This is a genomic window from Micromonospora sp. NBC_01655 (genome assembly GCF_026339755.1).
Lineage (GTDB): Bacteria > Actinomycetota > Actinomycetes > Mycobacteriales > Micromonosporaceae > Micromonospora.
Map to the genome: position 1 here is coordinate 2,266,931 of NZ_JAPEQF010000001.1, position 18,923 is coordinate 2,285,853.

Sequence of the window (18,923 nt, forward strand, 5' to 3'; positions counted from 1 at the left end):
TGGCTGCCGGCGGACGCGCCGCGCCTGGGGCAGAATGCGCCGTATGCGCACCGAGGTGATCACCGTCCAGACCGGGTCCCGGCCGACCGTCCGGGACATCACCGCCGAGGCGGAGCGGTTCGTCTCCGGCCAGGGCGACGGCCTGCTGCACGTCTTCGTGCCGCACGCCACCGCCGGCCTGGCGGTGATCGAGACCGGTGCGGGTTCCGACGACGACCTGCTGGGGGCGCTGGACGACCTGCTGCCCACCGACGACCGCTGGCGGCACCGGCACGGCTCGCGGGGGCACGGGCGGGACCACGTGCTGCCCGCCCTCGTCCCGCCGTACGCGACCCTGCCGGTGGTCGACGGGCGGCTCGCGCTGGGCACCTGGCAGTCGATCTGCCTGGTCGACACCAACGGCGACAACCCCACCCGCAGCGTCCGCCTCTCGTTCCTGCCGGGCTGACCCGAGGTGATCGAAGGAGCCGGCCAACTCGTTGCCGACCGTGCCGGACGCCGGGTCGGCGTAGTGCGGCTTCGGGTCGCTGGCCCGCCCCGGCCGGGGGTCGGCGGAGGCGCTCGAAGGGGGCGTCGGGACGTACGATGACGCCCATGCCGCAGCCCGTCCCTCCCGGCAGCGGGCCCGACGTGGGCGACCGCTCCGGCCTCGCCGGGGACACCGTGCGCCGGCTCCTGCACGTCGCGTCGGCCATCCGGCACCACCAGGACGTCGCCGTGGCCGAACTGGGCCTCACCCCGGCCGCCGCCCGGGCGCTGCACCAGCTCGACCCGGACCGCCCGCTGCCGGCCCGCGACCTGGCCGAGCGGCTCGGCTGCGACCGGTCGAACGTCACCACCCTGGTCGACAAGTTGGAGCAGGCGGGGCTCGTGGAGCGCCGGGCCGACCCGACGGACCGCCGGCTGAAGACGCTGGTGGTCACCGGGGCCGGCCGGCGGACGCGCGGCCGGGTCCACCGGGTGATGTCGGACTCCCGACTGCTCGCCGGGCTCACCGACGCCGAGCTGGCCACCCTGCGTGAGCTGGTGTGGAAGGTCTCCGACGGCGGCTGCCCGGAGCGCTGCGCGGAGGACTGAGCCGCCCCGGGCGGATCGTGTCTGAGTGGGCGAGTCGGCGTCGAGTCGGTAATGCTGTCCGACGTGACCACCCCGCAAGATCTCGACGACCGGTTCCGGGAGGCCCTCGCCGGGCTGGCCGCCGCGCCCCGGCGGCGTGACCCGGCCGAGCCCGTCCGCGACGGCGCGGCGCTGACCGGGGCGCAACTGCTGGACCTCTTCGACGCCCAGGTCACCAGCCGGCAACTCGACCTCGCCGGGCGGTGGCTGAGCAGCTTCGGCGAGGGTTTCCACACCATCGGGTCGGCCGGCCACGAGGGCAACGCGGCGGTCGCCGCCGCGCTGCGTCCCGGCGACCCCGCCCTGCTGCACTACCGCTCGGGCGCGTTCTACTGTCTGCGGGCCGCCCTGGCCGCCGGCCAGACCGCCTTCCCCGCCCCGGCCGGCAGCACCGACGGCGGCGACGCGGACGACGGTCCGGAACCCGTCCGCTCGGACGCCGCCGCCGTCCCCGGCCCTCGCCCCGACGCTACGGGCCGCGGCGGCGACCCGGCCGCGTCGCCCGACAGCCCGGCCGGGCCGGCGGGCGACGGGACGGGCCCGGGCGACGGGACGGGCCCCGGGGACGGCGGCGCGCCGGCCGCCCAGCCGACCAGCCCGGCCCACCCGACCGGCGCGCCCGCCGACCCTCCGCCGATGGTCGACCCCGGGACGGTCGGCGGCCCCGTCGAGGGGGCCGACGCCGAGGACGCGTACGCCGGTGCCGCCCGGGACGTGCTGCGCGGCATGGTCGCCTCGGCCCGAGAGCCGATCGCCGGGGGCCGGCACAAGGTCTTCGGCCGGGCCGACCTCGCCGTGGTCCCGACCACCTCCACCATCGCCTCGCACCTGCCCCGGGCGGTCGGCACGGGGCTGGCCCTGGAGCGGCTGCGCCGGCGCGATTCGGCCGGCCGGCCGGCCGGGCCGGCCCCGGTCGGCGACATCGGGCGACCGGCCCGTTCACCCTGGCCGCCGGACGCCATCGTGGTCTGCTCGTTCGGCGACGCCTCGGTCAACCACGCCAGCGCCACCGCCGCGTTCAACACCGCGGGCTGGTACGACCACACCGGACTGCGGATCCCGGTGCTCTTCGTCTGCGAGGACAACGGCCTCGGCATCAGCGTCCGCTCGCCGAAGGGCTGGGTGGCGGCGACGCTGCGGGCCAAGCCGGGCATCCGCTACTTCGCCGCGGACGGGACCGACCCGGTCGAGGCGTACGAGGCTGCGGTGGAGGCGGCCGGCTGGGTGCGCCGGCACCGGCGGCCGGCCGTGCTGCACCTGTCCACCGTGCGGCTGATGGGACACGCCGGGGCCGACACGGAGGCCGCGTACCGCAGCCCCGGCGAGCTGGCCGCGGACCTGGCGCGGGATCCGCTGCTGGCCACCGCGCGGCTGCTGGTCGATGCCGGCGTGGCCACCGACGAGGAGCTGCTGACCCGGTACGACGAGCGCGGCTGGCGGGTACGCCGGATCGCCGAGGAGGTGCTCGGCGAGCCGAAACTCGCCTCCGCGGCCGAGGTGGTCGCCGGGATCGCGCCCCGGCGGCCGGCCCGGGTGACCCGCGCGGTGGCCGACGCGGCGACCCGGGCCGCCGGGCCCGGCGCGGCGGCCCGGGCCGTGGCGTTCGACGGCCGGCTGCCCGAGCTGGCCGGCCCGCTCACCCTGGCCCAGAGCATCAACGCCGCCCTCGCCGACGGCATGCTCGACCACCCCGGAATGGTCGTGTTCGGCGAGGACGTCGCCGCCAAGGGCGGGGTGCACGGGGTGACCAGGGGGCTGCGCGACCGGTTCGGCGCGGCCCGGGTCTTCGACACCCTGCTGGACGAGACCTCGATCCTCGGGCTCGGGCTGGGTGCCGGGTTGGCCGGGCTGCTGCCGGTGCCGGAGATCCAGTACCTGGCGTACCTGCACAACGCCGAGGACCAACTCCGCGGCGAGGCGGCCACCATGCGGTTCTTCTCCTCGGGCGCGTTCCGCAACCCGATGGTGGTCCGGGTGGCCGGACTGGCGTACCAGGAGGACTTCGGCGGGCACTTCCACAACGACAACTCCCTCGCCGTGCTGCGCGACGTGCCGGGCCTGGTGATCGCCGTGCCGGCCCGCCCGGACGACGCCGGGCCGATGCTGCGCGCCTGCCTGGCGAGCGCGGCGGTGGACGGTGGGGTCTGTGTCTTCGTCGAGCCGATCGCGCTCTACCACACCCGCGACCTGTACGCCGAGGGCGACGGCGAGTGGCTGGCCGACTATCCGGGGCCGCAGGCGTGGGCGGCCGGGCACGCCCCGGTCGGTAGGGCCCGGGTGTACGGCGTGGGCTCGGCCGAGGACATCACCATCATCACCTTCGGTAACGGCGTGCGGATGTCGCTGCGGGCCGCCGCCGCCCTCGCCGACGAGGGGGTCGGCACCCGCGTCGTGGACCTGCGCTGGATCGCGCCGCTGCCGGTCGCGGACATCGTCCGGGAGGCCGCCGCGACCGGCCGGGTGCTGGTCGTGGACGAGACGCGCCGGTCCGGCGGGGTCGGCGAGGGGGTGCTCGCGGCGCTGGTCGACGGCGGGTACGTCGGAGCGGCGTTGCGGGTGGCGGCAATTGACTCGTTTGTACCATTGGGGCCAGCGGCACTCCAGGTGCTGGTCTCCGAGGAGGCCATTACCCTGGGTGCCCGTACGCTGCTGGCACGGTAAATTCCGTTCCACCCGGTGCGCCACTTGCGCGGGGAGCCAGGAGTGTGTGGACTTTGCCTGACGGCGTCGCAGCGATGCCGCGGGCAGGGACGAGATGAGGAGGCACGCGACAGTGAGCGCGACCGCTGGTCAGGCCGCCGACGGGGTACGCAGCCTGGCGGACCGGTTCGGGATCGAGCCGGGGATGGTCGTCATGGAGATGGGGTACGACGAGGACGTCGACCAGGATCTCCGGGACGCCCTGACCGACCGCTGTGGAGATCTGGTCGACGAGGACACCGACGAGGTGGTCGACGCGGTCCTGGTGTGGTACCGCGACGGCGACGGTGATCTCTTCGAGCTGCTCGTCGACGCCCTCGGGCCGCTGGCCGACAACGGCGTCGTGTGGCTGCTGACGCCCAAGGCCGGGCGGGAGGGCCACGTCGAGCCGAGTGAGGTAGCGGAGTCCGCGCCCACCGCCGGCCTTCAGCAGACGTCCACGGTCAACGCCGGCCGGGACTGGAGCGGCGCCCGCCTGGTGCTGCGCCGGGGTGCGAAGGCCAAGAAGTAGCAGCAGCGGCCCCGCCCGGGGCAAGACATGGCACCAGCCCTCGCCCACCACACCCGGACGCCCCGGCGTCCGGGTGTGGTGGCAGGCTGGTGCCACCCTGACTCGACCTGAGGAGCTTGCATGCCGATCGAGGTTGGCGCCGAGGCGCCGGACTTCGTGCTCAAGGACCAGAACAACCAGGAGGTCCGGCTGTCGGACTTCCGTGGCAAGCGCACCGTGCTGCTGGTCTTCTACCCGCTCGCCTTCACCGGCATCTGCCAGGGCGAGCTCTGCGAGGTGCGGGACAACCTCAACGAGTACGTCAACGACGACGTGCAGGTGCTCACCATCAGCGTGGACTCGGTCTACAGCCACAAGATCTGGGCCGAGAAGGAGGGTTACCAGTTCCCGCTGCTGGCCGACTTCTGGCCGCACGGCGCGGTGGCCCAGTCGTACGGTGTCTTCAACGACGTCGCCGGGATCGCCAACCGGGGCACGTTCGTGATCGACAAGGCCGGCGTCGTCCGGTTCGCCGAGATGAACATGCCGGGCGAGGCGCGCGACCAGCAGGGCTGGCGCAAGGCCCTCGCCGAGGCCGTCGCCGCCTGATCCCACCCCAGGCACCGTCGCGGCGGGCCGGTGCCGGCAGGGTAAGCTTGCCGGACTCCGGCCCGCCGCACGGGCGTTCGGGGCGCGTAGCTCAGTGGGAGAGCACTCGCCTTACAAGCGAGGGGTCGCAGGTTCGAAACCTGCCGCGCCCACCCAACACCACCAGCGCGGGGGCGCTTCCGAAGATCGATAATTCGGCCGCTGACAGCAACGGTGACAGCAACGGCGGTCACGACAGCCGCCCGTCGAGCTTGCCGAGCGCCTGGCGCATGGCGTCGAGGTTGGCGTGTGAGTACACCTTGAGGGTCAGCTTCACATCGGCGTGTCGGGCGACGGCCTGGACGACATGCGGCGGGACGCCCAGCTCCATCAGGAGGGACACGACGGTGTGCCGCAGGTCGTGTAGCCGGACGTCCGGACAACCGGCTCTCTCTCGCAGCGCCGCGAAGTGGCGGTTCAGGTTGCGGGGCTCCATCGGGGTGCCCACCTCGGAGGGGAAGACCAGGCCGTGTTCCTGCCACACCTCGGCCAGCCGGGCGCGTTCCCGGCGCTGGCGCTCCTGGTGGTCGAGCAGCACCAGCCACGTCCAGTCGGGCAGGGGAAGGATGCTCTCCGACTCCTCGGTTTTGGTGTTTTGCAGGTGCAGCCCGGCGGCAGTTCGCTGGACGGTCTGGCCGATCGCGGCGGTGCCGGCGTCCAGGTCCAGGTCCGACCAGCGCAGCCCGAGCAGTTCTCCGCGCCGAAGTCCGAGTGTGGCCGCCACGACGTAGAGCGGGTGCAACCGGTGGCCCTCGGTCGCGGCGAGCAGCTTGCGGACCTGGTCGACGGTCAGGCCCTTGCCGACCCGGTAACGCGGTGCGGGGATACGGACCAGTTTGGCGACGTTGCGTGCGACCAGCTCTTCCCGCATGGCGTGTTGCAGCGCGTTGCGCAGCACCGCGTGAACGAACTGGATCTGTCGGGAACTCGGGTAGCGCTTGCAGCAACGGCCGGCCGAGCAGCACTGCCGGTCCGGACGACGGGCCTTGTCGAGTCCGGCTGTGCAGCAGAGGCACTTGACGCGGAAGTCGTTCATGAACGTCTTCACGTGCTGAACCTGCAAGGTGTCAAGCCGCTTGGTTCCGAGGGCGGGGACCAGGTGCAGCCGGACAGCGCTCTCGTACCCACGGGCCGTGGTGGGCTTGAGGTCCGTCACGTACGCGGACAGCCAGTACGGCAGATAGTCGGCGATCTTCCAGGCCCGGTCGGGGGTGGGAATGCCCCGCTGGGAGCGCGATTTCAGCTCGACGAGCTTGGCGTGTGCCTCCTCCCAGGTGGCCCCGTAGACGAACTTGCGTTTCCGGGTGCCCTCGGTGGTGAGGACGTAGGCCTGTCCGACCCAGCGACCGTCACTGGATCGCTGGTAGATCGAACCCTCGCCGTTCGGGTTGCGACCGCTGGCGGCTTGGCGCTTCTTTGGTTGCCGGGTCATCAGGCTGCTTCCTCCAGGAGAGTCGTGATCGCCTCGTCGATCGCCGAGGCGGGGATGAGCCGGCGGCTTCCGACCTTGAACGAGCGGAGCCGGCCGGAGCGGATCAGTTCGTAGACCAGCGAGCGCCCGATGCCGAGCGCCCGAGCTGCTTCGTCGACGCGCAGCACGCGGGGAGTGATCGGGGTGGGGGTGTCCAACGTCTGCCTTTCTCGTGCGTCTGAGAGGGGCTCATGCGGCGGCAGGTGCCGTGCCGGCCGGGGTACCAAGCTCATGGGCGAGTTCCTCGCGGCCGGCGGCCTGTCGTTCCCGGGCCATGGCGGCGGCGGAGTTGGCGAGGAGGGCGTCTCCGGTGGTGTGCCAGCCGACCCCGGCGAAGCTGAGGCTGCCGACGATCAGCGTGGTGTCGTCGTGCTCGTCGACGAGCTGGCTGCCGGCGGCCGGGTGCGCGTGGTCCTGGTCTTCGCGTTGGCGGTGGTGGCGGCGGGTGTCGCGCAGGAGTTGGAAGGTGACGGAGTACCGGCGGGCTTTGGTGAGGAAGTGGCCGCCGAAGCCGAGCATGTGCGCCCAGCGGCGCAGTCGGGCGTACGGGTTGGCGTTGGCCGGTTTCGTCGGTTCGGTGTCAAGGGCGGCTTGACGCTGGGCGACGCAGACAGGGCAAGCCTGGTATCGGGTGTGGGTGCCGCAGTCGGGGCACTCCCAGCGGTCGACGAAGCCGGGCCGAGGTCGGGGGTCGCGGGGCCGTTGGGACAGGGGGACCGTGGTGCCGGTCGGGCGGCCGATGCGCCAGCAGGCGTCGATGAGGCGGGCGGTGTGGTCGCCGTCGGGGTCGGCGTGTTCGCCGATGGTGTCGGCGGTGAGGCGGGTGGATCGGTGCCCGGTTACCTCGGTGCTCTTGGTGGCGTACTTGGCAAGGTAGCCGGCGACCATGCTGTCGGTGACCTCACCGTGGCCGGTGAGGCTGATGGGGCGGATGTCGAGCTGTTCGCCCCAGGTGATCGGCCAGCCGTCGGGCCGGTCGGGGTGGGCGGGGGTGGTGAACGCGACCTGTGTGGCGGCGTGGCGGAGGGCGTCGACGAGGTCGGTGACGGTGAACGCGGCCGGTGGTGGGACGACGGCGGCCGGGTTGTCGGGGTCGACGCCGTCGAGGCGTACGAGGGCGTGGAAGTGGACCGCCCCGCGTGCCTGGAACTCGGCGGCTTTGCCGTGGGACAGCCGTACCGGTGGGACGGTGCGGGTGTTGCCGGAGGCGGTGACGATCTGGACGCGGGGGATGCCGCGGCGGCGGGCGAGCTTGGCGAGGTGCCGTTCCGCGGCTTGCTTGGTGCGGTGCCACAGCTCGCCGGAGTAGAGGTTCCAGACGACCTGGTGGTCGTGGTCGTAGCAGTCGAGGCAGAGCGGCTGGCCGAGCGCGGTGTCACCGGGTTCGTGTCTGGCCCAGCAGGCGGCGGGGCGGCCGTGGGGGCAGCGGCCGGCGGCCGGGTCGGTGGCGCGTCGGGCGTGGCAGGGGTCGGGGCGGCAGTCGCAGCGCTTCCGGTCGGCGCAGGTGTGTTTGCGGACCGCCCGGACGTGGACGGCTCCGAACGACGGGGCCGTGAAGGTGGGGAACACGGCGGGGTGTTGGGTGACGGTGTCGGGTACGCCTTTGCCGCCGACGAGGCCGGCGCGCAGGACTTGATAGGCGTCGCGTTGGTAAGTGTGGGCGCAGGAGGGGCAGACGGTGGCCCGGCGGTTGCCGCAGGGGGTGTAGATGACCGCGTCGGGCATGCCGTCGGTGTGCCGCTGGTCGACGACCCGGCCGGTGACGGGGTCGAGGGTGAGGAGTTGGCCGGCGAGGCGGATGGGGCGGGTGCAGCCGGCGGCGGCGCGGACGTGTTCGATCCAGCCGAAGTAGTCGGGGCGGGTGGCACGTTCGAAGGCGGCTCCGGCGGCGGTGTAGCCGTAGATGGGCGGGATGGTGTCGGCGTTCGAGCCCACCCCCCGGGCCGTGGTGGTCCGGGGGGTGAGTTCCAGCGTCGAGGCCATCAAGCCGCAATCCGGTTGTTGGGGGTGCGGGTGGTGATGGTGCGTTCGGTGACGATGATCCGGCAGGCGCCGCACTGGCGTTTGGCCGGCTCGTGCCGGTGGCAGGGGATCTGGACGGTCTGGTCGCCGCAGCGGACGGTGACCGGTGCCCGGCAGGGACCGCCGGGGATGACGTCGACGACGGTGCGCCGGATGTCGTAGGGGTGCCCGTCGGGGTAGACGGGGCAGGTGTGAGTGACGTGTTCGATGTCAACGATGACGATGGTCATCGGGCACCACCGGTCAGGGCGGTGAGGAGCTGCCCGGCGGCGGCCGTGGTGATGTCGAGCCGGTCGGCCAGCTCGACCGGGGTGATCGGTGACCCGGTGTTCTGCTCGTGCTGGACGGCGGCGAAGCGGGCCATGGGCAGCAGGTGGGTAGGGACGTCGACCGGCTCCGGTGCCGGCATGGTGGCGGGTTGCTGCGCGACAGGCGCAGCGACGACGGGTTCCGGCTCGGTGGACCGGGTGGCCGGAATGGGTTCCGGGTCGGTGGTGATGGCGGCCGGCGGTGCCAGCTCGGTGGTGACCTGCTCGGTCACCTGGACGTGGATGGGTTCGGCAGGCTTGGCGGCCGTCGAGGTGGGGTTGTCGCCCTTGGCGGGGGCGAGGACGAGTTTGACCAGGGCCATGAACGCCAGGGCGGGTACGGCGGACAGGAGCCAGCCGGAGAAGCCGGGCTTGGCTACGGCCAACTGCGCGGCGAGGGAGAGGCCGGCAGCGGCGATGAGCAAGAACAGCGGGTAGCCGATGGAAGCGCCGAGCCGGCGGCGTCGGCGGATGGTGAGGAGGCAGGCGATGGGAACGAGTTCGGAGATGACGGCGTTGGCCCAGCCGAACCATTGCCCGGTGCCGGTGGGGGAGTTGGCGAGGGTCCAGTCCTTGACGTGGGTGAACGAGGCGGCCCCGGCGAAGCCGGCGACGGCGATGAGGATGAGGACCAGGACGATGCCCTCGATGCGGGGGCCGGTGGTGGGCTTCACTGCTGGTCACCTCCGGCGGTCCAGCCGCAGACGTCGCAGTCGGTCCAGCCGCAGTACTGGCAGCAATCGCTGCGGTCGATGATGGTCAGCGGGATGTTGTCGGCGCAGTAGGAGTCCCCGCAGGGGCAGGGCAGAGGTGGGGTCATCGGGGGCCTCCGTGGCAGTCGAGGCAGCAGCCGTAGCGGCGGGGGATGTAGTAGGGCTGCACCAGGCCGCAGACGGCGCAGGTGCGGCGGGCGCGGAGCGCTTTGGCGATGGCCTCCCGCTGGGCGGGGGTAGCGGTCCGCTTCGGCTTGGCGAGGTCGAGGCGGTAGAGGTAGGCGACGCGCTTACCGCGACGCCAGAGGATCTGGCAGACGGGTTCCTGTCCGGCGGGCCGGAGGCCGGCGGCGCGCAGTTGCCGCCGGGTAGCTAGGCCGTCGGGGGCCATTCGGTAGGGGTAGGTGGGCATGCCGTAGCGGCTGCCGGTCGGGTCGTAGTAGACGGTCATGAGCGGTCTGCCCAGCGCTGTTGGGCGGCCTGGCGGGAGATGCCGAAGCGGGAGCCGATCTCCGCCCAGGAGTAGCCGAAGGCCCGCAGGCCGATGACGGCGTCACCGATGGCCCGGTCGAGGTCGGCGGAGAGGGCGACGAGGTCGCGGAGTGCTTCGACGTCGCCGGTGGCGACGCGGCGGCCGTGGGCGCGGATGATGCGCCGGGTGAAGGCGGCAAACTGGTCGTTCTCGACGACCTCCCGGCGCTTCTGGGCCGGGACCGATGGCGTCAAGGACGCCTTGACGGTGCTCATCGGTTCTCACCCCCGGCCGTGTGGAGGCGGTCCCACTCGTCGGCGGCGGCCTCAAGGGCGGTGATGACCTGCTCGGCGGTGCGGGTCGGGTCGTCGTTCCACGAGTAGGGGGAGGTGTGTTCGTCGAGGAGGTAGCCGTCCTCGTCGATGAAGAACACGGGCGCGGTGGCGTCGAGGTAGACGGTCAGGATTCCGACGATCTGGCGGAAGGTGACCTGGGTGGCGGGGTCGAGGCCGTAGAAGTGCTCGACCCGGTGGCCGGCGCAGGCCATGCCGATGGCCCCGACGGCGCAGGCCGGCGGGGTAAGGATGTCAGTGGTGGGGGCGTAGTAGGTGCCCTGGTGCCAGCCGTGCCGGCGCAGGTAGAGGGCAGCCATCCGGAGCAGGTCGGCAGGGGTGACCATTCCGGTGGTGGGTGGGTTTTGGGTAGCCTTCACGGCAGCCACGTCCTTTCAGAAGGGCTTGGTGGGAGGTCGGCGGAACCGGTCTGCTTTCCAGGGCTTGAGCCGGTTCCGTCGGCCGTTCAGTTGGTGCGTAGCCGCAGGTGGCGGCGGAATCGGGTGGGGTCTTCGGGCAGCGGTACGGGCGCGGAGGCGAAGACGAGAATCCCGTGATCGGCGGCCAGCTTCAGGAGCGTGGCGAGTTCGGCAGGCGTGCCGACGACGAAGCGGTTGACGTAGCGGGTGGTCGGTCGCGGGGCGCGACGTGCGTGGATGCGCTGTAGAAGGCTCATGCGGCGGTCTCCCAGTCGAGTCGGGTTCCGGTGGGTGCGGATAAGCGGGTGGGGCGACGGGTCCAGGCGGCGTAGTCGGCGATGCCGGCGATCTGGGCGTCATCGAGGTAGGCCACCTTGATCCGGCGAGGGGTGCCGCCTTCGGCGATGAGGTAGGCCGCGCCTTGGTTGGTGGGGGCGATGTCGGTGGCGGTGTAGCCCTGCTCGGCCCAGCCGTGACCGAGGACGATGTTCGAGCTGTTGGGGGTGGTGCAGCGGAACGCGGCGCGGTAGCCGAACAGGTCCCGCAGGCTGGTGGGGATGATGTCGAAGGACGGCCGCTGAGTCGCGGCGATGACGGGGATGCCGGCGGCCCGGCCCCGGGCGACCAGGTCGCGGAGCAGGGCGACGAACTCTTCCTGTTCCTGCTTGCTGCCGATGGTGGCGGAGTAGAAGGCGATCTCGTCGACGAGGACCGTGATGACGGAGAGTCCGTCGAGGGCGGTGACCTTGCGACGTCCGTGGGCGCGTAGCCAGGCGTACCGGTTGTTCATCACCGTTTGCAGGCGTCGCAGGACGTCGAGGGCGGCGGTGATGTCGGGGCCGATGAAGGCATCGGCGCAGTCCTCCCACTGGCCCAGCTCGACGAGCTTGCCGTCCAGCAGCACAAGGCGGGAGTCGACGGAGAGCGCGGCGTGAGCGGCGATGGTGTTGAGGAGGCCGGATTTGCCTCCGCCGGGTTCGCCTCCGGCGAGGAGGTTGCGGTAGGCCAGGGTGATGTGGACGTGCTGGCCGAACTCGTCGATGCCGATGAAGATCGGGTCGAACATCGACAGGCCAGGCCCCACCGGAATGCCGGCGGTCGGGGCGGATGCCGTGGTCATGAGTGCCCTCCTTGGGCGTTGGTGGGCGCGGGAAGCCACACGAAGGAGCCCGTAGGGCTCCCCGCGTCCGGGTTGGGGTGGGGTGCGGGATCAGAGCCAGTCGGAGATGTCGTCGGCGTCCGACGACGGCGCGGGGGCCGGCTTGCTGCCGTTGACCGACGTGGCGGCCTGCTTCTTGGGCTGGACGGGCAGGGTGATGGGCGACGCCTGGACGTCGGGCAGGTCCAGGGCGGTGGGGATGACCGGCGTCGGCCGGTCGGTGGCCGGGGCGTCGGGGTCGATGACGTCGGCCAGGGGAGACGTGACGGTGGCGGTAAGCACCTCGCGGCGCTTGATGTCGAACCGCAGGTACGCGGCGTTGCCGTCCGAGGCCCGTTCGACCAGGACAGATGAGGCGTGGCAGGTCACGGCGATCTTGTCGAGGCGGCCTTCCAGGTCCGCCAGGGACAGGCCGGGGCGCAGGTAGACCCAGACCCGTTCGCCGACCGGGGTCGGTGCGGCCCACAGGATCAGCGGGAGGGAGCCCGACTGGTTGGCGATGATGAACTGCGCGAAGCACACCCGCAGCCGGTGGCGCACGATCAGGCACCACACCCAGGCGACGACCTGGCGGCGGAGGGCAGGAACAGCGGCCGGAACGCCGAGGACGACGGCGACGACGGCCAGGGTGATCAGGGTCGGAGTGTGGGTAGCGAGCTGCACCCAGCCGGTGAGCAGCAGCACGGCCAGGACGATTTCCGGGGTCCACCACCACAGCAGCCGCAGTACCGGCCAGATGCGGACCAGGAGCCAGGCCAGCGCGCCACACGGGACGCTGATGGCCGCGCCGATGAACAGCGCGATGATCGGGTGTACGTAGGCAGCGGCCACCACGGCAGCAAGTACGCCGATGATGACCGCAGTGAGGATGAACGCCATGCGAGCGTTCCGGGCCGACGACCGGTGAACCTTGGCCTCGATGACCGTCACGGTTCCGGTTGACTTCCGCCCGAACGAGCGGCGAGGGCTAGACTTGGACATGACACGTCCTCCCAAGTACGAGTTGGGTCGGATGAGTTGGAGGGCACGGGGTCGGCAGATGTAGGAGTCGGACCGACCCCGCGCCACTCATGCGGGATGCCACCACCACAGGTGATGACGGGCCGGGAATGTAGGAGTCGGAACCACTCCCGGACCTTGGATCTCAGATCAGCGGACCGTCAGGCCGCTTCGTGCGAAGACACCAGAGGCTCACACAGCACGGTGAGCGAAGAACCTCACTTGGCCGCCGATGCACCAGCCTTCGGCTTCAGCGAGATCGCACGGAACGCGACGCCGTTACGCCCGTTGGTCGCCCACGGAATAGCCTCCAACTGCTCGACAGCGACGAGCTGCCCCACCGTCACGCCCGGCTTCTCTCCCGCCGTGGTGATGGTGATGATCTCGCCACCGGTCTCGTCGAGCACGAAGACCTGGGTGGACCACATGAGCCGGCCGGTGTTCTTCTCCGACCGCTGGTTGCCGTTCTGGTCGTTCTTCGGCTCCGGGTCCTTCGTCACCTGAACCTGCTTGCTCTGGGTGTCCACGTACAGCTTCACAACAAACCTCCTGTGTCTCGGGCCAGGTAGTGAGCTTGTCCCCGGTGGACTTCTTGCTCTTGGCCTCTGCGGTAAAGACTCCCGGAAAGCGGGGGACAACCCATCCGATGGGCTGGACGAGTAGGGGACGTCTCAGCTATCTTTTAGTCGTCCCAAAGTCGTCCCTTGAGGAGTGTCCGATGCCGAACGACCGGCTACGCGATGCCATCCTGCGCAACGGCCTGACCCCTGTCGCCGTAGCAGAGAGGATCGGGGTCGACGCGAAGACCGTGGAACGGTGGATCACCCAGAATCGGACGCCGTACCCGCGTCATCGGCACGCCATCGCAGCGATGGTGCGCGAAGACGTCCCATATCTCTGGCCGCAAGCGGTGACCCCGGAACGGGCATCGAAGATCGGGCAGAGCGAAATGGTCCAGCTCTACTCCCGGCGATCCTCGGTACCGAACGACCTGTGGCGTCGACTGATCGAACGAGCCGAGCAGCGCATCGACGTACTGGCCTACGCCGGCCTATTCCTCGTGGAGCAGGACCCGATGCTTGTCGACGTCCTGCGTCAAAAGGGCCTTGACGGTGTAACGGTGAACATCCTGCTGGGTGATCCGACCAGTGCAGCGATCGAGCGAAGGAGCGTCGAGGAGGGTGCGCCCGGCGTGATGGCCGCGAAGATCCGCCAGGTTCAGGGGTACTACAAGCGGCTTGACGATGCGCCAAAGGTCAACGTGCTCTACCACGACACGACTCTCTACAACTCGATCTACCGCTTCGATGACGAGATGTTGGTCAACATGCACGTCCTCGGTTTTCCGGCACCACACGCGCCCGTCATGCACCTACGCAAGCTCAACGGCGGCGACCTGTTCCGCACCTACTCCGACAGCCTCGATCGAGTCTTGTTGGCCTCGAAGCCCCGACCCGGCGACGAGGTGGCAGCCTAGAGACATGGCGAGAACCGAGCACTACCACGACCCGAACGCGCCGAAGGCCAACAGCATCGTCGTCGCCGTCTCCGTCTTCGTCCGGGACGAGCAGGCCCGGGTGCTGCTCATCCGGCGCACCGATAACGGCCTGTGGTCCCTGCCCGGTGGTGGCCAGGAGATCGGCGAAGCGGTCGCTGAGACGGCAGTCCGGGAGACCCGCGAGGAGACCGGCATCAGTGTCGAGGTGGTCGGGATGGTCGGCGTCTACTCCGACCCCGGTCACGTCATTGAGTACTCGGACGGCGAGGTACGGCAACAGTTCTCGCTCTGCTTCCGCGCCGTACCGGTCAGCGGCACCCCGACCCCGAGCGACGAGTCACACGAAGTCCGATGGGTTGCCCGCGACGGGCTTGCCGCGCTCGACATTCACCCGTCGACCCTGCTCCGCATCACCCACGGCTACGAGGAACGCCCCGAGCCCCACATCGGCTGACGAACACCGCCGGCGAGCCGCTCCTGTGTCCGCCGCACAGCGGCAACCATCTCCGGTTCCGCCCGACCGATGAACCGGGTCACCAGGTGTTCCGGCCCGTACCGCGACCGGATCTCCGCCAGCCGCTCCAACACCTCGAAATCCTGGCCGTCCGGCCCGGTCGTCATGTCCGAGAAGCAGAGCCCGTCGGTCACTGCGGTTTCCTCCCGAGGGAACTCGGCGGCCAGGACCTCACCGAGCCCACGCTCCTCCGCTTCCAGCCATGCGCAGGAGTGATGAGCCACCAGGGCGGCAATGCGCTCGTTAAACCGCTCACGGCGCAACCAGCGGCCGCCGTCGAGGGAGTGAAAGCCGGTGTCGACCAGATCGGGGCTGTAGCCCACGTCATGCAGCCACGCCGACGCTACGAGCACCGCACGATCCTCCGCCGGAACAGCCGTGCTGATCCGGTCCGCCTTGGCGGCGACCGCCTGGACGTGACTCCATCGACGAGGCAACGGTGTCTCCAACAGATGTCGCGCAACTTCCCGAGCGGTATCGACGAGGTCGGCCATCCCGCCAGGGTACGGAGCGACCCGGTCCCCGCACCATCCCGTGTCCAGTCACCGACGGCCGGGGCGGCCGGCTGCCGGCGATGTGGTTCAAAGTTTCTGTACGTCTTCAAGGCGGCCCGAGACGGGCCGCACGCGCCGCCGCCTGGGCGCGCGTCCGACGCTCCGCTGTCGCTCCACGCCGGCCACGCAACACGCCCGGCGGCTGGCGCGGGAAGCGGGAAGCCCGGGGCCGCCGCAGACGGGTAGTCCAGCGTGTGGTGGAGGTTCGCCGCCGGCAGCCGGCCCCGCCGCGCCCGAGCAGCGCGGCGCAGGAGAGCGCGTGCCGGGTCCGCGCGGCAAGCCCCAAGCATGGGGGCGGTGCCCGCGCGAGGCGTGCCGGTCGTCCAGGAGCCGGCTCCGCAGCCACTCAGGTCAGATCAACTGCTCACCTGGGAGGGGGAGGGGTGCCCGCTGGTAGCCAACTCCGACCCCGCGAGCCGGGTCCGTGCCGGGCGAGGTTGGGTCAACTGCGCCACTGTGGCGGTGTCCGTCGAGGGCGCGGTCCGTGACACGAGAGCCGGCTCCGTCTGTTCCGGCAGCGTCCGACCGTGCGTCAAGGCCCGCTTGACGTGCGGGGCCGGGCCGGCTCGGCCTCGGCCTGCTGGCGACCTCCCGCCGGCATCGGCCGGGCCGGCCGCACCCTCGCGTGCGTGATTCAGCCGGAGGCAGCGACGGGATCGGGTTGCTCGACAGCGCAGCTTCACTGAAGCTCGTAGCCACGAAGCGTCACGGAGGCCACGTAGGTTTCCGAAGCTCGATCGCCGGTTACCGGGGAAGTCATGTTCGGCGCGGTACGGCTCCGTCCTGCCAGCGGTAGAGGTCTCGCAGCAGGGAAATCTCGGCACCGTGATGGATCAGCTCCCTGTTGACGTGCAGGATTCTGTTCTCCATGGGAAACCGCTCGGGACCCACCGTGGGCGGATTCTCCAGGTCAGCGTCCGAGAGGTCGCGGACCCCCGCGTTCCATTTCCCATACATCTCATCGAGCTGTTTCAGCGCCTCGTCAGCGGTCCCCGCGTAGGCGAATGTCTCGGAGTCGACGTCCTGGCCGCCGAAGTACCATCCGACCCGATAGCCCAGGCACGAGACGATGATGTGCGCCAGCCGCCAGGCAATCGTGGTCACTGGCGCCGGCTCCGGGCCAGGGAACACGTAGTCCATCGTCCATTCCCCCGAACCTTCCGACACTGGTGCGGCCGACGTGCCACGTGGGCGGATGCTCCAGCAGCCACGCACCGGCTCCCAGAAGTACTCCTCGTCGGTAAGACCCTCCAGCCGTGGCCGCAGGTTCTTGCGCCAGTACCAGTCCAACTGTTCCGCGAGCTGCTCGCTTCTTGTCATTTCCGCACACTACATACAACGGAGACCTGGCTAAGACCCTCGCGGACGCCGGGCCATTGTCTGCCGCGTGCCCGGTCCGTGCCCGATGCACGGGGCAAGATGGGTCAACGGAGGCGCGGTCTGCCGCCGCGTGTGCACCCCCGTGCGGACCGAGGCGTTCGTGGTCACCCAGCGTGTAGATCAACACGATTCCCAAGCTGACAGTCCGTCCCGGGATGTCGGTGGCCCTGTTGCTGTCGACAGCAACGGTGACAGCAACAGGGCCAGATACGGAGAGCCGGGTGCGGAGGGCTGCGGATCAGCGCCCGACGTCAGAGCCGTGCGCGGACGTGCCCGGACGGAGCGCCCAGAACTTACAAGCGAGGGGTCGCAGGTTCGAAACCTGCCGCGCCCACACTCCGACCAGCATGTGAACGGGCCGCCGGACGACCGGCGGCCCGCTGTCGTCTCAGTTCGTCAGCGTCAGCGCCCCCGCTGTCGGACCTTGATGCTGTCGAGATCGGTCGACACCGAACTGAGGTCGCGGTGGTCGGCGCCGAGCCCCCGGACGGCGGCTGCGGCGAGCCTTTCCGCCCTGCCGATCACGACGTCCTCCCTGTCCTCCGCCGTGGCCGGGACGACGCAGCGAAAGGTGAACGTGAGCAGGGACCGTTCGTAGGTCACGGTGCCCTCCTCGGTGAACCTGGCCGCGAACACGTCGTGTTCGTCGGCCCGGGCGAGCAGCGCGGCCCGCTGCTCGTCGTCGAGCGGCGCGAACCTGCCGCGCACGATGACCTGATAGGCCTTACTGGTCATTGCGGGGACCTCCGGATTCGGCTGGGCGCTGCGACACCCGTCGGACGGCGGGGCTGGTGCGGCAGGAAGAAACGGCAGGCGGATCGCCGCCGACAGACCACCGGCCAACGTCATCGGCGCACCCGCAGGACCCGTGCCTCGTCCGGTTCCGGCCGCCGCTTCACCCGGCCATCGTCCCGCGTCCTCGACTCACGGCAAGCGATTTACCGACGGGCGTAACGGCGTCGCAGCCCGCTGCGACCGCGCCGGCGCACCGCCACCGCCCCGAACCGTGAGGCGGGCCGGGCGGTGGGTGGTCCCGCGCCGGACGTCTGGCGCGGGACCACGGATACCGGCGGGTCAGTTCGCGCAGACGGCGTACGCGCGCACCTTCCAGTTGCTGCTGAAGCCGTCCTCGTCCTCCATGGCGCGGACGGTGACCGTGGTCGAGGACGTGGCCCGCATCTCGGTCAGGCGCACCTGCCCATCGCCGCCGAGGATCTCGCCGCCCACCCCGTGCACGCGCGTGCCGGGCGGGCAGTCGGCCGTGACCGACTGGGTGTCGGCGGAGCTGTAGGTGCTGTCTTCGACCACGCGCTGCTCGCCGGGCAGCGGGTCGGCGCAGATCGCGGTGGCGTCCAGCCACCACGTGCCGGCGAAGCCCGTGCCGTCCTCGGCACCCGCCACCACGACGCTGCTCTGGTTGATCCGCAGATCCTCGAGGACGACCTCGCTGTTCGACGCCCCGACGACCGCGCCACCGACCCCGATGGCGTGCTTGCCGGCCGGGCAGGACTTCTCGAACCAGTTCGACGTGCCGAAGCTGGGCGCCGAACTGCCGGACACGGTCACCAGGCCCGGGGGCGGCGTGGCGCACACCGCGTTCGCCGTGACCGCCCAGTTGCCGGCGACGCCGTTCTCGTCCTCCCGGCCGGTCACCGAGTACGCGTCCCCGCCGACCAGCGGGACCATGATGTCCATGCCGACCTGCCCGAGGCCGGAACCGGTGATCGCGCCGCCGCCGCCGATGACCTTGGTGCCGGCCGGGCAGGTCGCGTTCTGCGACTTCGCGGCGCTGTTGCTGGGGCCGGTCGTCGTCTTGATGCTCAGGCCGGGCACCGCCGCCACCGGTCCGGTGAGGGCCACCTGGCCGAGCACGAGCGCGCTCAGCGCGCCCCCGCCCACGGCGGCCATCCGACGCGACCAACGGGTTCGGTTCGATCCTTCTCGCATGATGTCTTCCTTCTTTCCTGGTGATGTTCGGTACGGGAGGTGATTCGGTCAGGGTTTGCAAACGTCGATCAGTCGGTCGCCGCGGCGGGGCAGGCGAGTCTCCTCAGTAGCCGGTGCGATGACACCGGTAGGAGCGCGGCGGGGTCGGGATGCCAACAGAAAAGCCTGAAGAAAAAAATTT

24 protein-coding genes and 1 tRNA gene are annotated in these 18,923 nt (G+C 70.8%); 8 read left to right on the plus strand and 17 right to left on the minus strand.

What is annotated here, in order from left to right:
• Positions 1-43: 43 nt before the first annotated feature.
• From OOK41_RS10810 to OOK41_RS10835, 6 genes are all read left to right on the plus strand, one after another.
• Positions 44-448 (plus strand): secondary thiamine-phosphate synthase enzyme YjbQ, encoded by a 405-nt coding sequence (locus tag OOK41_RS10810; RefSeq protein WP_207892954.1) that lies wholly within the window; start codon positions 44-46, stop codon positions 446-448.
• Positions 449-594: 146 nt separating this feature from the next.
• Positions 595-1,077, plus strand: a complete 483-nt coding sequence (locus OOK41_RS10815; protein WP_117673359.1) for a MarR family winged helix-turn-helix transcriptional regulator — start codon at positions 595-597, stop codon at positions 1,075-1,077.
• A 51-nt stretch (positions 1,078-1,128) separates the two neighbouring features.
• Positions 1,129-3,777 (plus strand): thiamine pyrophosphate-dependent enzyme, encoded by a 2,649-nt coding sequence (locus OOK41_RS10820; RefSeq protein ID WP_266264313.1) that lies wholly within the window; start codon positions 1,129-1,131, stop codon positions 3,775-3,777.
• Between the two features lie 112 nt (positions 3,778-3,889).
• On the plus strand, positions 3,890-4,327 hold the full coding sequence (locus OOK41_RS10825) for a DUF3052 domain-containing protein (protein ID WP_117673355.1): 438 nt from the start codon (positions 3,890-3,892) through the stop codon (positions 4,325-4,327).
• A gap of 120 nt (positions 4,328-4,447) precedes the next feature.
• Positions 4,448-4,915, plus strand: coding sequence for a peroxiredoxin (locus tag OOK41_RS10830; protein ID WP_266264316.1), 468 nt, complete (start codon positions 4,448-4,450; stop codon positions 4,913-4,915).
• An 80-nt stretch (positions 4,916-4,995) separates the two neighbouring features.
• A tRNA-Val gene (locus OOK41_RS10835) sits at positions 4,996-5,067 on the plus strand.
• Between the two features lie 77 nt (positions 5,068-5,144).
• Here the strand turns inward: OOK41_RS10835 and OOK41_RS10840 are convergent.
• The 13 genes from OOK41_RS10840 to OOK41_RS10900 all read right to left on the minus strand — a co-directional run bounded on the left by OOK41_RS10840 (position 5,145) and on the right by OOK41_RS10900 (position 13,388).
• Positions 5,145-6,386 (minus strand): site-specific integrase, encoded by a 1,242-nt coding sequence (locus tag OOK41_RS10840; protein WP_266264318.1) that lies wholly within the window; start codon positions 6,384-6,386, stop codon positions 5,145-5,147.
• The gene (locus tag OOK41_RS10845; RefSeq protein ID WP_266264320.1) at positions 6,386-6,583 is read right to left on the minus strand and encodes an excisionase family DNA-binding protein; all 198 of its coding nucleotides are present in this window, start codon (positions 6,581-6,583) and stop codon (positions 6,386-6,388) included. Before OOK41_RS10845 ends, OOK41_RS10840 begins: the two co-directional genes overlap by 1 nt.
• 31 nt (positions 6,584-6,614) lie before the next feature.
• Positions 6,615-8,408: a replication initiator gene (locus tag OOK41_RS10850; RefSeq protein WP_266264322.1), complete on the minus strand. Its 1,794-nt coding sequence runs from the start codon at positions 8,406-8,408 to the stop codon at positions 6,615-6,617.
• Positions 8,408-8,677, minus strand: coding sequence for a hypothetical protein (locus OOK41_RS10855; RefSeq protein ID WP_266264324.1), 270 nt, complete (start codon positions 8,675-8,677; stop codon positions 8,408-8,410). The genes OOK41_RS10850 and OOK41_RS10855 overlap by 1 nt, the downstream gene beginning before the upstream one ends.
• Positions 8,674-9,429 carry a hypothetical protein gene (locus OOK41_RS10860; protein ID WP_266264326.1) on the minus strand — a complete coding sequence of 252 codons (756 nt, stop codon included), beginning with the start codon at positions 9,427-9,429 and terminating at the stop codon, positions 8,674-8,676. Before OOK41_RS10860 ends, OOK41_RS10855 begins: the two co-directional genes overlap by 4 nt.
• Positions 9,426-9,575, minus strand: coding sequence for a hypothetical protein (locus tag OOK41_RS10865; RefSeq protein ID WP_266264328.1), 150 nt, complete (start codon positions 9,573-9,575; stop codon positions 9,426-9,428). Before OOK41_RS10865 ends, OOK41_RS10860 begins: the two co-directional genes overlap by 4 nt.
• Positions 9,572-9,919, minus strand: a complete 348-nt coding sequence (locus OOK41_RS10870) for an RRQRL motif-containing zinc-binding protein (RefSeq protein ID WP_266264330.1) — start codon at positions 9,917-9,919, stop codon at positions 9,572-9,574. The genes OOK41_RS10865 and OOK41_RS10870 overlap by 4 nt, the downstream gene beginning before the upstream one ends.
• The gene (locus OOK41_RS10875; RefSeq protein WP_266264331.1) at positions 9,916-10,215 is read right to left on the minus strand and encodes a hypothetical protein; all 300 of its coding nucleotides are present in this window, start codon (positions 10,213-10,215) and stop codon (positions 9,916-9,918) included. The genes OOK41_RS10870 and OOK41_RS10875 overlap by 4 nt, the downstream gene beginning before the upstream one ends.
• Complete coding sequence (locus OOK41_RS10880) at positions 10,212-10,652, minus strand: hypothetical protein (protein ID WP_266264332.1); 441 nt, start codon at positions 10,650-10,652, stop codon at positions 10,212-10,214. Before OOK41_RS10880 ends, OOK41_RS10875 begins: the two co-directional genes overlap by 4 nt.
• Positions 10,653-10,738: 86 nt before the next feature.
• Positions 10,739-10,948 carry a hypothetical protein gene (locus OOK41_RS10885; protein ID WP_266264334.1) on the minus strand — a complete coding sequence of 70 codons (210 nt, stop codon included), beginning with the start codon at positions 10,946-10,948 and terminating at the stop codon, positions 10,739-10,741.
• Positions 10,945-11,811, minus strand: coding sequence for an FtsK/SpoIIIE domain-containing protein (locus OOK41_RS10890; RefSeq protein WP_266264336.1), 867 nt, complete (start codon positions 11,809-11,811; stop codon positions 10,945-10,947). The genes OOK41_RS10885 and OOK41_RS10890 overlap by 4 nt, the downstream gene beginning before the upstream one ends.
• 90 nt (positions 11,812-11,901) lie before the next feature.
• On the minus strand, positions 11,902-12,831 hold the full coding sequence (locus OOK41_RS10895; RefSeq protein WP_266264337.1) for a hypothetical protein: 930 nt from the start codon (positions 12,829-12,831) through the stop codon (positions 11,902-11,904).
• A gap of 236 nt (positions 12,832-13,067) precedes the next feature.
• Positions 13,068-13,388 carry a hypothetical protein gene (locus OOK41_RS10900; RefSeq protein WP_067305563.1) on the minus strand — a complete coding sequence of 107 codons (321 nt, stop codon included), beginning with the start codon at positions 13,386-13,388 and terminating at the stop codon, positions 13,068-13,070.
• Positions 13,389-13,567: 179 nt separating this feature from the next.
• Here OOK41_RS10900 and OOK41_RS10905 point away from each other — a divergent pair, with 179 nt between their 5' ends.
• Together OOK41_RS10905 and OOK41_RS10910 are read left to right on the plus strand one after the other, a co-directional pair.
• Positions 13,568-14,326, plus strand: a complete 759-nt coding sequence (locus OOK41_RS10905) for an XRE family transcriptional regulator (RefSeq protein ID WP_266264343.1) — start codon at positions 13,568-13,570, stop codon at positions 14,324-14,326.
• A 4-nt stretch (positions 14,327-14,330) separates the two neighbouring features.
• Complete coding sequence (locus OOK41_RS10910) at positions 14,331-14,801, plus strand: NUDIX domain-containing protein (RefSeq protein WP_266264345.1); 471 nt, start codon at positions 14,331-14,333, stop codon at positions 14,799-14,801.
• On the opposite strand, the gene OOK41_RS10915 is transcribed toward OOK41_RS10910, so the two are convergent.
• The 4 genes from OOK41_RS10915 to OOK41_RS10930 form a co-directional block, all read right to left on the minus strand.
• The gene (locus tag OOK41_RS10915) at positions 14,768-15,355 is read right to left on the minus strand and encodes an HD domain-containing protein (RefSeq protein WP_266264347.1); all 588 of its coding nucleotides are present in this window, start codon (positions 15,353-15,355) and stop codon (positions 14,768-14,770) included. The genes OOK41_RS10910 and OOK41_RS10915 overlap by 34 nt on opposite strands.
• 816 nt (positions 15,356-16,171) lie before the next feature.
• On the minus strand, positions 16,172-16,735 hold the full coding sequence (locus tag OOK41_RS10920; protein ID WP_266264349.1) for a DinB family protein: 564 nt from the start codon (positions 16,733-16,735) through the stop codon (positions 16,172-16,174).
• Between the two features lie 462 nt (positions 16,736-17,197).
• The gene (locus OOK41_RS10925; protein WP_266264351.1) at positions 17,198-17,644 is read right to left on the minus strand and encodes a DUF6204 family protein; all 447 of its coding nucleotides are present in this window, start codon (positions 17,642-17,644) and stop codon (positions 17,198-17,200) included.
• Between the two features lie 225 nt (positions 17,645-17,869).
• Positions 17,870-18,742, minus strand: coding sequence for a hypothetical protein (locus tag OOK41_RS10930; protein WP_266264353.1), 873 nt, complete (start codon positions 18,740-18,742; stop codon positions 17,870-17,872).
• Positions 18,743-18,923: the final 181 nt, after the last annotated feature.

Coding starts and splice junctions, on each gene's coding strand:
- OOK41_RS10810 (WP_207892954.1), top strand. CDS start 44: ATGCGCACCGAGGTGATCACCGTCCAGACCGGGTCCCGGCCGACCGTC.
- OOK41_RS10815 (WP_117673359.1), top strand. CDS start 595: ATGCCGCAGCCCGTCCCTCCCGGCAGCGGGCCCGACGTGGGCGACCGC.
- OOK41_RS10820 (WP_266264313.1), top strand. CDS start 1,129: ATGCTGTCCGACGTGACCACCCCGCAAGATCTCGACGACCGGTTCCGG.
- OOK41_RS10830 (WP_266264316.1), top strand. CDS start 4,448: ATGCCGATCGAGGTTGGCGCCGAGGCGCCGGACTTCGTGCTCAAGGAC.
- OOK41_RS10840 (WP_266264318.1), bottom strand. CDS start 6,386: ATGACCCGGCAACCAAAGAAGCGCCAAGCCGCCAGCGGTCGCAACCCG.
- OOK41_RS10850 (WP_266264322.1), bottom strand. CDS start 8,408: ATGGCCTCGACGCTGGAACTCACCCCCCGGACCACCACGGCCCGGGGG.
- OOK41_RS10855 (WP_266264324.1), bottom strand. CDS start 8,677: ATGACCATCGTCATCGTTGACATCGAACACGTCACTCACACCTGCCCC.
- OOK41_RS10865 (WP_266264328.1), bottom strand. CDS start 9,575: ATGACCCCACCTCTGCCCTGCCCCTGCGGGGACTCCTACTGCGCCGAC.
- OOK41_RS10870 (WP_266264330.1), bottom strand. CDS start 9,919: ATGACCGTCTACTACGACCCGACCGGCAGCCGCTACGGCATGCCCACC.
- OOK41_RS10875 (WP_266264331.1), bottom strand. CDS start 10,215: ATGAGCACCGTCAAGGCGTCCTTGACGCCATCGGTCCCGGCCCAGAAG.
- OOK41_RS10885 (WP_266264334.1), bottom strand. CDS start 10,948: ATGAGCCTTCTACAGCGCATCCACGCACGTCGCGCCCCGCGACCGACC.
- OOK41_RS10890 (WP_266264336.1), bottom strand. CDS start 11,811: ATGACCACGGCATCCGCCCCGACCGCCGGCATTCCGGTGGGGCCTGGC.
- OOK41_RS10895 (WP_266264337.1), bottom strand. CDS start 12,831: ATGTCCAAGTCTAGCCCTCGCCGCTCGTTCGGGCGGAAGTCAACCGGA.
- OOK41_RS10905 (WP_266264343.1), top strand. CDS start 13,568: ATGCCGAACGACCGGCTACGCGATGCCATCCTGCGCAACGGCCTGACC.
- OOK41_RS10910 (WP_266264345.1), top strand. CDS start 14,331: ATGGCGAGAACCGAGCACTACCACGACCCGAACGCGCCGAAGGCCAAC.
- OOK41_RS10915 (WP_266264347.1), bottom strand. CDS start 15,355: ATGGCCGACCTCGTCGATACCGCTCGGGAAGTTGCGCGACATCTGTTG.
- OOK41_RS10920 (WP_266264349.1), bottom strand. CDS start 16,735: ATGACAAGAAGCGAGCAGCTCGCGGAACAGTTGGACTGGTACTGGCGC.
- OOK41_RS10925 (WP_266264351.1), bottom strand. CDS start 17,644: ATGACGTTGGCCGGTGGTCTGTCGGCGGCGATCCGCCTGCCGTTTCTT.
- OOK41_RS10930 (WP_266264353.1), bottom strand. CDS start 18,742: ATGCGAGAAGGATCGAACCGAACCCGTTGGTCGCGTCGGATGGCCGCC.